The sequence below is a fragment of the Paractinoplanes aksuensis genome (assembly GCF_024137025.1).
In the GTDB taxonomy this organism is placed as follows: domain Bacteria; phylum Actinomycetota; class Actinomycetes; order Mycobacteriales; family Micromonosporaceae; genus Actinoplanes; species Actinoplanes aksuensis.
Genome location: NZ_JAMYJR010000023.1, coordinates 136129 through 150051 on the forward strand (window position 1 = coordinate 136129; position 13923 = coordinate 150051).

The 13923-nt window shown below is 69.9% G+C and carries 12 protein-coding genes; 6 read left to right on the forward strand and 6 right to left on the reverse strand.

What is annotated here, in order from left to right:
• The first annotated feature begins 76 nt into the window (after positions 1-76).
• The 4 genes from M1L60_RS21470 to M1L60_RS21485 all read left to right on the forward strand — a co-directional run bounded on the left by M1L60_RS21470 (position 77) and on the right by M1L60_RS21485 (position 4689).
• Positions 77-1279 (forward strand): VWA domain-containing protein, encoded by a 1203-nt coding sequence (locus M1L60_RS21470; protein ID WP_253239245.1) that lies wholly within the window; start codon positions 77-79, stop codon positions 1277-1279.
• 389 nt (positions 1280-1668) lie between these two features.
• Entirely contained in the window at positions 1669-2430 is a 762-nt protein-coding gene (locus M1L60_RS21475; protein ID WP_253239246.1) for a class I SAM-dependent methyltransferase, read from the forward strand.
• 406 nt (positions 2431-2836) lie between these two features.
• Positions 2837-3277: a nitroreductase family deazaflavin-dependent oxidoreductase gene (locus tag M1L60_RS21480; protein WP_253239247.1), complete on the forward strand. Its 441-nt coding sequence runs from the start codon at positions 2837-2839 to the stop codon at positions 3275-3277.
• Positions 3278-3543: 266 nt separating this feature from the next.
• Positions 3544-4689 carry a DUF5925 domain-containing protein gene (locus M1L60_RS21485; protein ID WP_253239248.1) on the forward strand — a complete coding sequence of 382 codons (1146 nt, stop codon included), beginning with the start codon at positions 3544-3546 and terminating at the stop codon, positions 4687-4689.
• 72 nt (positions 4690-4761) lie between these two features.
• Here M1L60_RS21485 and M1L60_RS21490 read toward each other — a convergent pair whose 3' ends face one another.
• The 5 genes from M1L60_RS21490 to M1L60_RS21510 form a co-directional block, all read right to left on the reverse strand.
• The gene (locus M1L60_RS21490; RefSeq protein WP_253239249.1) at positions 4762-5052 is read right to left on the reverse strand and encodes a DUF1540 domain-containing protein; all 291 of its coding nucleotides are present in this window, start codon (positions 5050-5052) and stop codon (positions 4762-4764) included.
• 104 nt (positions 5053-5156) lie between these two features.
• Positions 5157-6356, reverse strand: a complete 1200-nt coding sequence (locus M1L60_RS21495; protein ID WP_253239250.1) for an adenylosuccinate synthetase — start codon at positions 6354-6356, stop codon at positions 5157-5159.
• The gene (locus tag M1L60_RS21500) at positions 6353-7312 is read right to left on the reverse strand and encodes a hypothetical protein (protein WP_253239251.1); all 960 of its coding nucleotides are present in this window, start codon (positions 7310-7312) and stop codon (positions 6353-6355) included. Before M1L60_RS21500 ends, M1L60_RS21495 begins: the two co-directional genes overlap by 4 nt.
• A gap of 10 nt (positions 7313-7322) precedes the next feature.
• A complete protein-coding gene (locus tag M1L60_RS21505) occupies positions 7323-8213 on the reverse strand; it encodes a molecular chaperone DnaJ (RefSeq protein ID WP_253239252.1) in 891 nt (296 codons plus the stop codon).
• Positions 8210-8965, reverse strand: coding sequence for an NUDIX hydrolase (locus M1L60_RS21510; protein WP_253239253.1), 756 nt, complete (start codon positions 8963-8965; stop codon positions 8210-8212). Before M1L60_RS21510 ends, M1L60_RS21505 begins: the two co-directional genes overlap by 4 nt.
• Positions 8966-9259: 294 nt before the next feature.
• On the opposite strand from M1L60_RS21510, the gene M1L60_RS21515 reads away from it, so the two are divergent.
• Positions 9260-11002, forward strand: coding sequence for an IPT/TIG domain-containing protein (locus M1L60_RS21515; RefSeq protein ID WP_253239254.1), 1743 nt, complete (start codon positions 9260-9262; stop codon positions 11000-11002).
• Between the two features lie 65 nt (positions 11003-11067).
• Here M1L60_RS21515 and M1L60_RS21520 read toward each other — a convergent pair whose 3' ends face one another.
• Positions 11068-11793 carry a hypothetical protein gene (locus M1L60_RS21520; protein WP_253239255.1) on the reverse strand — a complete coding sequence of 242 codons (726 nt, stop codon included), beginning with the start codon at positions 11791-11793 and terminating at the stop codon, positions 11068-11070.
• A gap of 216 nt (positions 11794-12009) precedes the next feature.
• Here M1L60_RS21520 and M1L60_RS21525 point away from each other — a divergent pair, with 216 nt between their 5' ends.
• Positions 12010-13755, forward strand: coding sequence for a S8 family peptidase (locus M1L60_RS21525; RefSeq protein WP_253239256.1), 1746 nt, complete (start codon positions 12010-12012; stop codon positions 13753-13755).
• Positions 13756-13923: the final 168 nt, after the last annotated feature.

Sequence of the window (13923 nt, forward strand, 5' to 3'; positions counted from 1 at the left end):
CAGCTCGTGCGGAACGAACGCGCTGGGGGCGGGCAAAGGGCCGTGCGCTGCGAAGACCTGACGGGCGGGGGACGCGATGAGTGACGAAGTGACTGACGCGGCAGCGCAGGAGCGGTTGCGGCGCTGGCGGATGGTGCTCGGCGGGGCGGCCGAGAAGTCGCTGGGCAAGGCCGAGGGGCGGGACGGCGCGATGGATTCGGCGCTGGCCGCGCTCTACGAGGGCGGGGCCGGGGACGGGGGCGAGGAGCGCAGCAACCGGCGGTCGGCAGGGCTGGGCGGGTCGGCGCCCAAGGTGGCGCGGTGGCTGGGTGACATCCGGGAGTACTTCCCGAGCACGGTCGTGCAGGTCATGCAGCAGGACGCGATCGAGCGGCTCGACCTGTCCCGGCTGCTGCTCGAACCCGAGATGCTCAGCGCCGTCGAGCCCGACGTGCATCTGGTCGGCACGCTGCTCTCGCTCAACCGGGTCATGCCCGAGAAGACCAAGGACGCGGCCCGCCAGGTCGTGCGGACCGTGGTCGAGCAGTTGGAGAAGCGGATCGAGCAGAAGACCCGGGCCGCGATCAGCGGGGCGCTCAACCGGGCGGCGCGGATCAACCGGCCCAAGCACGCCGACATCGACTGGAACCGCACCGTGCGGGCCAACCTCAAGCACTACCAGGCCGAGCACCGCACGGTGATCCCCGAGCGGCTGATCGGCTACGGGCGGCGGACCACGGCCGTCCAGCGCGACGTCGTGCTCTGCGTCGACCAGTCCGGGTCGATGGCGGCGTCGGTGGTGTTCTCGGGCGTGTTCTCGGCCGTTCTCGCTTCGATGAAATCCCTGCGCACGTCATTGGTCGTCTTCGACACGGCCGTGGTCGACCTGACCGAGCAGCTCGACGACCCGGTCGAGGTCTTGTTCGGGACGCAGCTGGGTGGCGGCACCGACATCAACCGGGCCATCGCGTACAGCCAGCAGTTGATCACCAGGCCGAGGGACAGCATCTTCGTGCTGATCAGCGACCTGTACGAGGGTGGCATCCGGGAACAGATGCTCCGGCGGGTGGCCGAGATGACCGCGGCCGGGGTGCAGGTCGTGGTGCTGCTGGCGCTGTCCGACGAAGGGGCGCCGGCCTACGACCACGACAACGCGGCGGCGCTGGCGGCATTGGGGGTGCCGGCCTTCGCGTGCACGCCGGACGCTTTCCCCGACCTGATGGCGGCCGCAATCGAACGCCGGGACCTGCAGACGTTCGTCGCGGCCCACCAGAACGAGGCCCAAGGGAAGCGACTCTGACACGAGAAAGCCGGCGGTGAGTCGTTCGCGGACCTCAGCTCGATCCCCGAACCGGGCTTCCGGCCGCACCCAGACGACGCGCTGGAGGCGGTTGTAAGCGACCCCATGACGCGACGTGGGCTTCGGGCATCGCCCGCTGCACCAGCACGAGGCACCTGAGCTGGTCGTGAGCGGTCATTGACGCGAACTTCGCCGCCGCACCCGGAACAGGGCGGCGACGGCTGTTGAGCGGACACATGACCGACGCGGGCCTCGGGCTCGCCCGCTGCACCAGCACGAGGCACCTGATCTGGTCGCGAGCGGTCATAAACGCAAGCTTCGCCGCCGCACCCGGAACAGTGCGGCGAAGGCTGTTGTGAGTGGGCGCTGATGTAACTAGCGTTGGCAGCATGAGTGCTTACCTGAGCAACCCGCAGATCTGGCAGGAAAGCTGGGACCGGCAGCAGCAGGCGTTCCTGCCCGACCGGGAGGAGCGGTTCGCCGCGATGCTGTCGGCGGTGGCCGCGACTACCGACGGGCCGGCGCCGCGGGTGCTCGACCTGGCCGGCGGCACCGGCACGATCTCGCTGCGGACGCTGGCCCGGTTCCCGCAGGCCCAGGTCACCGTGCTCGACCAGGACCCGGTGCTCATGGCCATCGCGACGGCGTCGCTGCGCGACCGCGGCGAGGTGGTCGACGCCGACCTGGGCGACCCGGGCTGGCGGGCCAAGCTGTCGTCCGACGGCTTCGACGCGGTACTCACCGCGACGGCCCTGCACTGGCTGCCGGCCGAGCGGGTGGCCACGCTGTACGGCGAGATCCGCGAGGTGCTGCGGCCGGGCGGCATCTTCGTGAACGCCGACCACATGCCGGAGGATTCGCTGCCGTCCCTGTCCGAGCGGCTGCGCGACCACGCGCGGGCCGAGCGCGAGGCACGGTACGCGGCGGGCGCCGCCACCGGCTGGGGCGAGTGGTGGGAGAAGGCGGCAGCCGACGAGTTCCTCGCGCCGCGGGCCGTCGAGCGAGAACAGATCTACCCGAAGACCCGCCACGGCCAGGAGTGGAACCCGCCCGCCCTGTGGCACGTCGACGCCCTGCGGGTGGCCGGTTACACCGAGGCCGGCGTCCTGTGGCGCGGCGGCACCGACGCCGCCGTCGTCGGCCTGCGCTGACCCCACCGCCTTCCGCCTGCGCCAACCCGCGGTAACCGGCCTGACCAGGCGCAGCTGTCGGCCGGCCCGCAAGACGAACCGTTTCGTCTCGCGCTGACACCGCTGCTGCCCGCCTACGAGACGAACCGTTTCGTCTCGCGCAGACGCCGCCGTCTGCCGACCCGCGGAACGAACCGTTTCGTCTCGCGCTGACACCGCCGCCGGCCGACCGCGGAACGAACCGTTTCGTCTTGCGCTGACGCCGCTGTTGCCGGTCTGTGCCGGGCGCCGGCCCGACGACGGCTGGCCCTTGATGACGCGTGCGCGGGAGAACTGGTCTGCGTGGGGTTGTGGCAGTGGTTACGTCGTCGTGTGTCTTTGCATAGCAACGGGCTGCGCAGAGCTACGGGAGGAATACGGTTACGCCATGCCATTGACTGGGGAGTACGCGCCGAGCACGTCGGACTGGGCGCGCAAGCAGGCCGAAAAGATCGAGGGCACCGCGGGGGCCGAGGGCAATGACCTGCAGGGGTATCCGGTGGTGCTGCTGACCTCGGTGGGGGCCAGGAGCGGGAAACTGCGCAAGACGCCGCTGATGCGGGTCGAGCACGAGGGTGAGTACGCCGTGGTGGGCTCGCTCGGTGGGGCGCCCAAGAATCCGGTCTGGGTCTACAACCTGCGCAAGAACCCGCACGTCGAGCTGCGCGACGAGACCGTGGAGCACGACTACGTCGCCCGCGAGGTCGAGGGGGACGAGCGGGCCGTCTGGTGGGAGCGTGCGGTGGCGGCGTTCCCGAACTACGCCTCGTACCAGAAGAAGACCGAGCGTCTCATCCCCGTCTTCATCCTCACGCGCCTGCCCGAGTAGGGCGGGGCGCCGGGGAGCGCAGCACCACCGCAGGCCGAAGCGAAGCCACCACGAGCCGGCCCACCACGGCCCCAGGCCGAAAGCAACACCACCACACGCCGAAGCGAAGCCGCCGCGGGCCGGAACAGAGCGGCGGCCGGAGGTAGCAGCCGAGCCGGTTGCCGCGGGCGGCGGAGCACGCGTGGGGCGGGTGGTTGTGGGGCGGTTCGGCAGATCGTCGCGGAAAAGCGGGTGCCATCCGGCCGTCCACGGCCGATCATCGTTGTATGCGTACTCCCCACCAGGCGGTCGAGCGGCTCGGCGGCCGGCACGCGGACGCGGCGACCACCGCGCCCGTGTCGGCCACCCTGCCGCTGGCCGGCGCGGTGGACGACGGCGACCGTCTGGTCGATGTGGTGGATCTGTTGGCCCTCGACGCTTTTGTCACGGGCCGTGAGCCGTACGGGCGCAGCAAGTATCTCGAGAACGTCCGCTCCGACGCTCCGCTGATGACCGACGACGCCCGCATCGTGCGCGACGCCGTCGACGAGGACGGGCAGGGTCGCCTGGCGGTCGGCGAAGGCTGGACACTGCACGTCACCCGGTGGAAGCAGAGCCGCCGGGCCCGGGTCACCGTCACCGCCGTCAACGCCGAGCTGGCCGAGTCCGTGCTCGAGGCGGCCACCCGCGACGCGGTCGAGGAACCCCGGCCCACGCCGGACAACGTGCCCATCGGGTTCTGGCATTTCGGGCAGCACGGCCCGCGCCGGGCCGCGCGCGAGATCGACGCCGCGCCATGGGAGGCGATCCGGGCCAACTACAGCAGCGTCGTCGCGTCCACCCTCGAACGCCTGATGGGCCTGACCGCCGAGTCGATCAGCGGGCGCCTGCTGCTGTTGCACGGCGAGCCGGGCACCGGCAAGACGACCGCGCTGCGGGCGCTGGCCCAGCAGTGGCGCTCGTGGTGCCAGGTCGACTGTGTGCTCGACCCGGAGCGTCTGTTCAACGACCCGGCGTACCTGATGAGTGTGGCCCTCGGCAGTGACGACGAGAACGAGCCGCGCTGGCGCCTGCTGATGCTCGAGGACTGCGACGAGCTGATCAGCGGTGAGGCCAAGGCGAGTGCCGGCCAGTCGCTGTCGCGGCTGCTCAACCTGACCGACGGCCTGCTCGGCCAGGGCCGCAACGCGCTGATCGCGATCACGACCAACGAGGACCTGGCGTCACTGCACCCCGCGGTCGTGCGGCCGGGGCGGTGCCTGGCCAGCATCGAGGTCGGCCGGCTGCCGTACGCCGAGGCCGTCGCCTGGCTGGGCCGGGCCCAGGGCATCGGCGCTCGGGGGGCCACGCTGGCCGAGCTTTACGCGCTCAAGACCGGCAGCGAACCGGTCACCGTGCCGCGGGCCGAGCCCAACACCGGCATGTATCTGTAATAAGAAAGCCTAACCTAATAAATGCGCCTGCCGTTGCTGACCGCAACGGCAGGCGCAAATACTGAAAGTCGATCAGGCCTTTTCGTAGGTCATGCAGTCGGCCTTGTCGCCCGACTCGCCCACGACGATGGCCGAAGCCTTGCACTCGAGGTTCTCGTTGTGCTTGCAGTCGGAGCGCTTACATGCCCCGACCTGCGCCGCCGCCTTGCCGGTGCCACCCTTGTCGCCCGACACGTAGGTGTCGCACTCGGCCGAGATCGCGCTGCCGATGGTGACCGCGAAGGCGGTGCACCCACCGTTGTTGTAGCCGCAGCTGGTCGCGGTGCACGACTGAACGCGGGGCATTTCCAGCATCTGAGTCATGGGATCGTCGCCTCCATTTTCGTCAACCCGTCAGCTCGACCATAAACCATTTCCCGGAAATGCCGAAACTACACCACGAATTTATTTGATTAGGTTAGGCGCACCTAATAATTGCCATTCACAAGCTTTTTGTCGGCGGCCGAGGGCCCGTACGACTCGACCGTGACCGGGGCGGACAGAAGATCCTCGATGGCTCCGGCCCAATCATCCGGTCGCCGCAGGATGTCCGGTTCGGCCCGGTTCAGGCGAGCGGTGAGCTCGGCCTGGTAGTCGAGATCACGCGCCGGCCCGGGTTCGATCCGGGTCCACGGTTCGCCGTCGACGGTGTACGACTCGCAGATCCGCAACTCCGGGCAGCGGTCCGGGACGTCGAGGTGGGTGACCGCCAGTTCGTCGACCCCGCCCGCCACCTCGGCCGCGTAGCGGTGAGCGACCGCGTCGAAGTGCCCGACCCGGAAGGCGCCCTGCCACTCCCCCGTCGCGTTGTGCCCCTCGGGCAGGTCGAGCGCCGGGTCCTCGGTCACGAACGGGCCCGCGCCGTGCCGGGTCGTGTACGTGCGCACCACCCCGAGCCGCCGGAACGAGCCGGTCAGCGCGGCCACGTTGTCGAAGGTCGTCGTCGACCAGGTCGTGTGCGGGTGCCAGCCCCGCCACTCGTCGAGGAGCACGCCCTGCGCCCCTTCGAACACGCACGGCCCCTCGCGCAACAGCTTCGGCTCGTGCCCGGAGACGATCGACACCGTGCGGCCGAAGGCCAGGAACGCGTCCACGACGTCGTCGAGCGGCACGCCGGCCGGCCCCAGATCCGATTCCACCGCGGCCAGCCGGGCGCGTAACGCCGTACGGGAAAGGGTGTCACCGACGCGGGGGGCGTTGTCGTGACTCAGCGCGTACGCCATGGTCTCGCCCACGCCCATGCCGCACGATCCGTGACGGCCGGCCCCGCGGGAGATCTCCCGCCGCTGGTTGGCGGCCCGGTGCCAGGGCGTGGCCAGCAACGCGTCCCCGTCCACGGTGAGCAGGTCGAACGGGTTGCCCAGGGCCGCCGCCTCGGCCGCCAGCGCGAGCGGGTCGACCACCACGAACCGGGTCAGGTGGGTCGGCACCCCCCGCAGCGTGCCCGACCCGAACTGCGCGAACGTGTGCTGCCGCCCGTCCTCGGTGACCACGTTGTGTGCGGCCTGCGCACCCCCGTTGAAGCGCAGCACCGCGCGCACAGTCGAGGCCGAGCACAGAGCGTCCACGACCGTGCCCTTGCCGGCGTCCCCGTAACCGAGGTCGACGACCGCGACGTGCTCGCTCACAGCCGCTCGTTCCCCGAGCCGGTGGTGCCGACCGGCAGCGTGCCCCGCCGCACGACGCCCCCACGCTGCAGCGGAGCCAGCGCCTTGCCGACCGTGGTCCGGTGCGTGGAGCCCTCCTCGACCAGGTCGTCGAGCCCCGCGTCGAGGTCGATCGTGCCCTCGCCGAGACCGACCGTGAGCGCGATCGTCTCGCACACCGCGTCCAGGTCGTCGAGCTCGAGCACGTTCTGTCCGAGCAGCTCCCGCCACCGCTTCAGCACGTCACGGTTGCCGCCGTGACCGGCCGCGGTCGGCAGCAGGTAGTACACGTCGAACGTACGGGTCAATTCGGCCACGATGGCCTCGGTGCTGATCTTCTCGGCTTTGGAAGAGCCGAGGAACTTGGCAACCTCGCGCGGCTTGACCTTGTCGTACGGCATCTCGTCGCCGATCAGGAACAGGTAGCCGCGCCGGCCGCGCTTCTCGAACGAGTCGAGCGCGGTGTGCCGGGCCATGAAGTACATGGCCAGCTCGTACGACTCCATCATCTGCCCGCCGCCCCCGCCCTCGAGCACGATGCGGGCCAGGTCCTCGTCCATCCGGTTGTCCGACTCGAACTGCCCGATCTGCAGCGGCACCCGGTCGCACGTGGCGTCACCGACCGCGCCGAACAGGATGTGCGGGTCGGTGGCGTACGACTTGCGGGTCAGCAGCCCCAGCAGTTGCGGCAGCTTGGTCTGCAGCACCCGCGGCACCCCACCCATCGAGCCCGTGACGTCGAAAAGCACGGCGATCGGCGTACTGAAAGGGTGTTCGGCACTGTCGCGGCTCTCCCGCTTGCCGACTCCCTTGGGGTCGAGCGCCGCGTGGGCCTGGCGCGCCCCGCTGTCGCTGTAGGCGAAGGCGCTCGTGCCGGTGGCCCGGCGGTAGTTGTCGGCGGCGGTGTACACGTCGGTCGACCAGCGTCCGCTTCCCATGTCTGTCTCCTCAGATCGTGAAGGGCCGGAAGGTCCGCGGCCCGTACAGGTTGTCCAGGACTTCGTCGAGCTCACCGAGCAGCCGCCACGCGTCCTGCGGCCGCATGCGCGGCTTGTCGTAGGTGCAGCCGGCGGCGAACTGCTTCAGAGCTCTTGGTGGCTCTTGCATCAGCCGCATGATCAACTTGGTGGCCATGTAGATGTCGGTGGCCGGGGTCGTGCGCTTCTCGAGCAGCACTTCCGGCGGGTAGTGGTCGCGGTGCCCGGCGACGATCGCCTTGACGTGCGGCCCCGAGTAACACCAGTCGACGAGGGCGAGGCCGTGCTGCTCGGGCTCAATCAACACGTGTTCTTCCAATACGGCGCCGTGCACCACACCCGCGCGGTGCGCCCAGCCGAGCCCGACCAGCAACCGCCGCCACATCCACGCCGCGTCGCGCGGATCGATCTTTTTACGGAGGTGGCTGAGAGGCACAAAACCGACAAGCCGTTCGAGTACGTTGACCCGCCGCCGCTTACGCTCCACGTCCTCGTGCACGTAGCTGTCGATCAGCTTCGGCGCGTAAGGCCGATACTTCGGATCGCCCTTCTCCCGCAACGCCGTCAGGGCGGCCGCCTCGGCCCCCATCAGGTCGCTGTCGGCCGGGCTGCGCGGAATCTTGAGCAGCCCTTTGTCACCGGTGACGAGGTCGGCGATGTCCCCCACGGCGACTCGCCGGCTCCGCTCCTCGTAGAGCTTCGACAGCTGCGCGAAAGCCCGATTGGCGGCCGCGCTCTGCGCGTCGGTCACGGCGTCCGGGTGTACGGCCTTGGCGTACGCGCGGTAGGCCGCCTCCCCGTCGCCCAAGTCGGTAAAGCTTCCGGCCCGCTCGATCCGCGCCACCGCCTCGGCGAACCTCATCGCACACCGTCCTCACGGGTCGGCCGCAGCAGCGCCGGGTGCAGCAGTCGCGCGTCGCCGGCCCGGTAAAGCTTCGGCTTGGGCCCGCCCCGCTCCCCGCCCCGCGTCGACGTCTGCCCCGTACCCTCGACGAACCCGGGAACGGACAGCACCTTGCGATGAAAGTTGCCGGCGTGCAGATCCTCGCCCCACACCGCCGCGTAGATCGCCCGCAGCTCCGAGATGGTGAACTCGTCCCCCGCGAACGCGGTGGCCAGCGGCGTGTACTCGAGCTTGGCCCGCGCCCGCTCGAGCCCGTCGGACAGGATCACGTCGTGGTCGAAGGCCAGAGCAGCTGCCTCGTCGACCGGCATCCAGTAAGCACCGGCCGCGTCGCCGCCGGCGCTGGGGTCGGGCAGGCTGGGCGCGAAAGCCAGATAGGCCACCGAGAAGACCCGCAGGCGCGGGTCACGCCCGGGATCGCCGTAGGTCTTGAGCTGCTCGAGGTGAACCCGCTCGAGCTGCCCCTCACCCGGTGTCAGCCCCGTCTCCTCAGCCAGCTCCCGCCGCGCCGCGGCGTCAGGCCCCTCGTCCGCGCGAACGAACCCACCCGGCAGCGCCCGATGCCCGGCGAAGGGGTGCTCGGCCCGCTCGACCAGCAGCACGCAGAGGCGCCCGTCGCGGATGGTCAGCGCGACCACGTCAACCGTGACGGCCACGGCCGGGTAGGCGGTCGCGTCGTACCCCGCCAGGAACTCCGCCTCACCGTTCACCGCAGTTTTCCTCTCTATGAGATTAACTCGAACTGAGAACAACCTAGAACGATCCGGCGCGACGGTCAACCCCACTATCGGATTCAGCAGGCCCTCCGGGCCGATTCAGGCATCTTCGCTATACCGGCATTTACGAGTAAATGCCACGTTACGCTCCGGAACGAGACGGCCCGCCGTCCTCGACACGCGCGGGCTCACCCATTCCCAGAAGCGGTTCGCAGAACCGTAGGAGGACCTCGCATGCGCAAGTCCCAAACTTCGAGCGGCTCCCGTTCGCTCCGAGCTGGCGTAGCGGTGGCGGCATCCGCCGCCGTGGTCGTTGCCGGCATTGCGGCACCCGCCTATGCCGCCAATACCGCGGTCACGGCCAACCCGGCCGTTGGACCCGTCGGTGGTGGCTTCACCACCACCCTGAGCGGCACCGGTGCGTTCCCGGCGGCCTCGGCGTCAGTTCTGGCTGGTCGCACAACGACCTCCACCACCTGCCCGACGACCTACGGCACCAGCGGCACCACGGTGACCGCCACGCGGACGAACGACAACGCGGCCGACGCGACAGTGGCCGACCAGACCCTGGCTGCCGGCACCTACCGCCTCTGCATCTATGGCGTGGCGGCCGGTCAGACCGTGGTCTCGGCCTCGCCGCTGGTGGCCACGTCCGACGCGATCACCGTGAGCGTCGCGAACACCAGGCCGGTCCTGAGCAGCACCGCCGGCCCGATCGCCGGCGGAAACGCGGTCAACTTCACCGGAACCGGCAGCTTCATCGGGACGGCGTCGACGGTCGGCGCGATCTTCACGACAGCCACCTGCCCGACGACGTACAACGTGGCTCCCGCCGGCAACTTCGCGGCCACGGCCACGAAGTCGAGCACGAGCGCCGCCGCCGTCACGGTGCCCGCCGGCCTTTCCCTCGGCAGCGCCTACAACGTCTGCCTCTACAACGGCACAGCTACGAACTCGGCGCTTCTAGGTTCCAGCAGCGCCACCTACTCGGTGCTGCCGCCCGCGACGCTGAGCCCGCGGTCGGGTAGTTCCGGGGTCGCCTCGACCATCACGGTCCAGACGACTGCGGCCAACACCTTCCCGGCATCGCCGACGCCCGGTGTCACCCTGACCACCGTCACGTGCCCGGCAACCTACGCCGTGGGCAGCGGCGCGGCGCCGTACGCGGCGACCGTCCGTCGCATCAGTGGAACCAAGCTGGCCGCGACTCTCCCGGTGACCAGCATCGCGACCACGCCCGGCCAGGCCACCACGGACTGGAACGTCTGCGTTTACGGCGAGGCCACCGCGCTCTCTCCGCTCCTGGTCGCTCCGGTCGCGTACACCGTGGCGCCGGTGCTGGCCATCACCGCGCCAACGCCCGCGACAGGCCCTGCCCAGGGTGGTACCGAGGTCGCCATCACCGGCACCGGATTCCCGTTCCCGCTCGGTAACGCCCTGCTGACCGTCTCGATCGGCGGCTCCGCCCTGACCGACGTCCGCACCACCTCCGCCACCCGTCTGGTCGGCACCACGACGGCCCGGGCGGCCGGTCCGGCTGACATCAGCATCACGACGGCGGCGGGCACCGTAACCACCAGCAACACCCCGTTCACGTTCAACTACGGCATCAACATCGCCCCGAACTGGGCCGCACCCGGCGCGACCAACATCACGCTCGATGTGCTGGGGGCCGGCTTCGGCGCCCTGGACTTCGAGGACTTCCCGGCAAGTGGCGCGCCGACTGCCGACAAGGCCCACGTGCTGCTGGTGGACAACAGCTGGTTCGCCAACAACACCGGCGCGCCGGACGAAGCGTTCAGCGACGGCGGCGTAGTCAGCGAGTGCACCGGGGTGACCAAGATCGGTCTCAATGAGATCATCTGCGACCTCGACCTCACCAAGGATGTCGACGCGACCGGCAACCTGGTCGCCGGAGCTGTGCCGGCCGGCACCTACACGGTCGTAGTGGTCAACGACACCGACACCCTCGACGCGACCAAGCACTCCACGATCTCGAGCGCTGCGACCTTCACCGTGGCCGCCAACTAAGTGATCGAACAGCAGTAGAACGGCCCGGAGCTGAGCTCCGGGCCGTTCTCGTTGCCGCCATGACTTCAACCCATCTCGGACCACTTCTTGTCGATCGCGTCGACCGCCTTGTCGCGGGACGGCTTGCCGTCGAGGTCGACCACCATGGCCACCACGCTCTTGTTCGCGGTGACCCGCCAGCACATCAACAGATTGTCTTTCTTCGCGGGCACGGCCTGAGCGCTGAACTGGAAGGTTTGCGAGCACGGCACACCGCGATGCCGCCCCACGCCACCCGACACATTCGCCAATCGCCCCTGCCCCGTCAGGTCTCCCCGGGCCGCCGTCACCGTGAGGGTGCCCCCCTTGGTCCGCGTCTCCTGAGTAGTGACGGCAAGCCGCTGGCCGGCGCTAGTCATCTGCTGCTCGACCGCGCCCTGGACCGGAACCCCGTCCTCAGCCATCTTCCGGCGGGCGTCCTCGATCTTCTTGCGGACCTCCGCAGGTACGGAGGGCATCACCGTGGCCGGGGACGCCTTCGGCGAGGAGCTGGGCGTCTCCTCCGTCGGTGAAGCCCTTTTGACATCTGGCTCCGTCCCGCCGAACCGCGACTCCGCCGCCTCCGGCGTCAACGCCACCCGGCCCTCCGCCGGAATGTTCTCGTCGCCGGCCCGGTCGGCCACGAGGAATGCACCGGTGCCCAGCACCGTCGCGAGGCCTACGGCACCGACGGCCAGTTTCCTCTTCCGAAAGGAGACGGGTCTCGTCGTGGCGGAGATGGTGTCGTCGCGCTGCCGACCGTCCTCGGTCATGTCGTAGTCCCCCATGTCGATGGCTTGGCCGCCGAGAGACGACGGCTCTCCCACTCCATGGTCGAGGAAATCCGGACTTTTCATTACGAAACAGCCGGACTGCGGCTGTGACCTGCGGCGCGTCCGGTCACGCAACCGAGCTGCACCGGGCATTTGCCTGACGAAATCGCGGCACCGGCCGACCGTTCTGCTCGACCACAATCGGGGAGGACGACCATGAAGAAGCACCTGCGCCGTTACGCGGTGGGCGCGCTGGCCATCGGCGCGATCGCCGGCAGCGCTGCGATCGCCCTGCCCGGCAACGTCACCGCCGTGAGCGAGTGGCAGCCCGCTACGTCGTACACGCCGACCACGTACAACCTGGCCGAAGCGCCCGAGCGGCTGCTCCCGGCCGCGGTATCGGCGCAGAAGCCCGTACGCGTGGTGACCACGACCCTCGACGCCGACGGACGGCCGGTCATCAAGGTCACGACTGCGACCAGCAAGTCGGCCGCGGCCAAGGCCGTCAAGGCCGGGCAGTCGGCTCCGAACGCGGTCGGCGTCGAGCTGGACGCCGTCGCCACCGCCACCGAGGTGCCCGCCGGCTCGGACACGTACCGCAGCCAGCAGTGGGACTTCTCGAAGATCCGCGTGGCCGACGCCTGGACGAAGTCGACCGGGGCCGGCGTCACCGTCGCCGTGCTCGACACCGGCGTCGACGCCCAGCACCCCGACCTGGCGGCCAACGTGCTCACCGGCTTCGACGCGACCACCGACAAGGCGGGCGTCAGCACCGACGCCAACGGGCACGGCACGCACGTCGCGGGCACGATCGCCGCGGTCACCGGCAACGGCAAGGGGATCAGCGCCGTCGCTCCCAACACCAAGATCCTTCCCGTACGCGTTCTGGCCGCCAACGGCTCGGGCAACATGTCCGACGTCGCCGAGGGCATCGTGTGGGCGGCCGACCACGGCGCCACCGTCATCAACATGTCGCTCGGCTCGACCTCCAAGGTCACCGCCGTCACCAACGCCATCACGTACGCCCGCAGCAAGGGCGTCACGATCGTCGCCGCGGCCGGCAACGAGCGCGCCAAGAACAGCCCGACCAGCTACCCGGCCGCCGACGCCGGCGTGATCGCGGTCGCCGCCACCGACTCGTCCGACAAGGTCGCCACGTACTCGAACGCCGGCGCCTACGTCGACGTGGCCGCCCCCGGCTCCGGCATCCTCAGCACCTACCCGACCGCGCTCGGCGGCAAGACCGGCTACGCCACGATGAACGGCACCTCGATGGCGTCCCCGCACGTGGCCGCGGTGGTCGCGCTCCTCGAGGCGTACCAGCCCACGCTGACCCCCGACCAGATCGAGACCACCCTCAAGAACACGGCGGTCGACCTCGGCGCCAAGGGCCGCGACGACGACTTCGGCGCGGGCCGTATCGACCCCGTCGCCGCCCTCACCGCCCTCACCCCGGCGACCACCGCCCCCACGAGCCCGGCCACCACAAGCCCGACCCCGTCGGCCACCAAGCCCGCGACCAGCACGCCCACCCCGACCCCGTCGGCGACCAAGCCCACGACCACCACCCCGACCCCGACGCCGACGCCGACCAAGACGGCCCCCGCCAAGCTCACCCCGACGGTCACGGTCGCCACCTCGACGACCTCACCCGCCAAGGGCGGCACCGCCTCGATCACCTACACCGTGGTCACCGCGCCCGGCAGCCCGTGGGCGAACAAGTCGGTGCGGATCGCCCTGGCCAACGCCAGTATGAACAACTGGAGCTACACGACCGCGAAGACCAACGCCGACGGCCGCATCGCCTTCACGGTCACGGCCAACGCCAGCTTCGACGTGAAGCTCGTCGTCGCCGCCACCGACACCTCGGTCGAGACCACCTCGTCGGTCACGACCTTCACCGTACGATCCCAGACCGCCGCCAAGGCCAAGCTCGCGCCGAAGCCGGCCACCGTCCGCTGACCCAGCCCGACCAGGACCCCGGAGCCCCCGCTCCGGGGTCCTGCCCATCCCAAGCCACCCACCCCGCAACGACGAGACGAAACGTTGCGTCTCGCGGCAAAGGCGTAAGAGGGCAGCGCTGGTCTCCGCTGAGGCGACCACGCCGAGACGAAACGTTTCGTCTCGGCG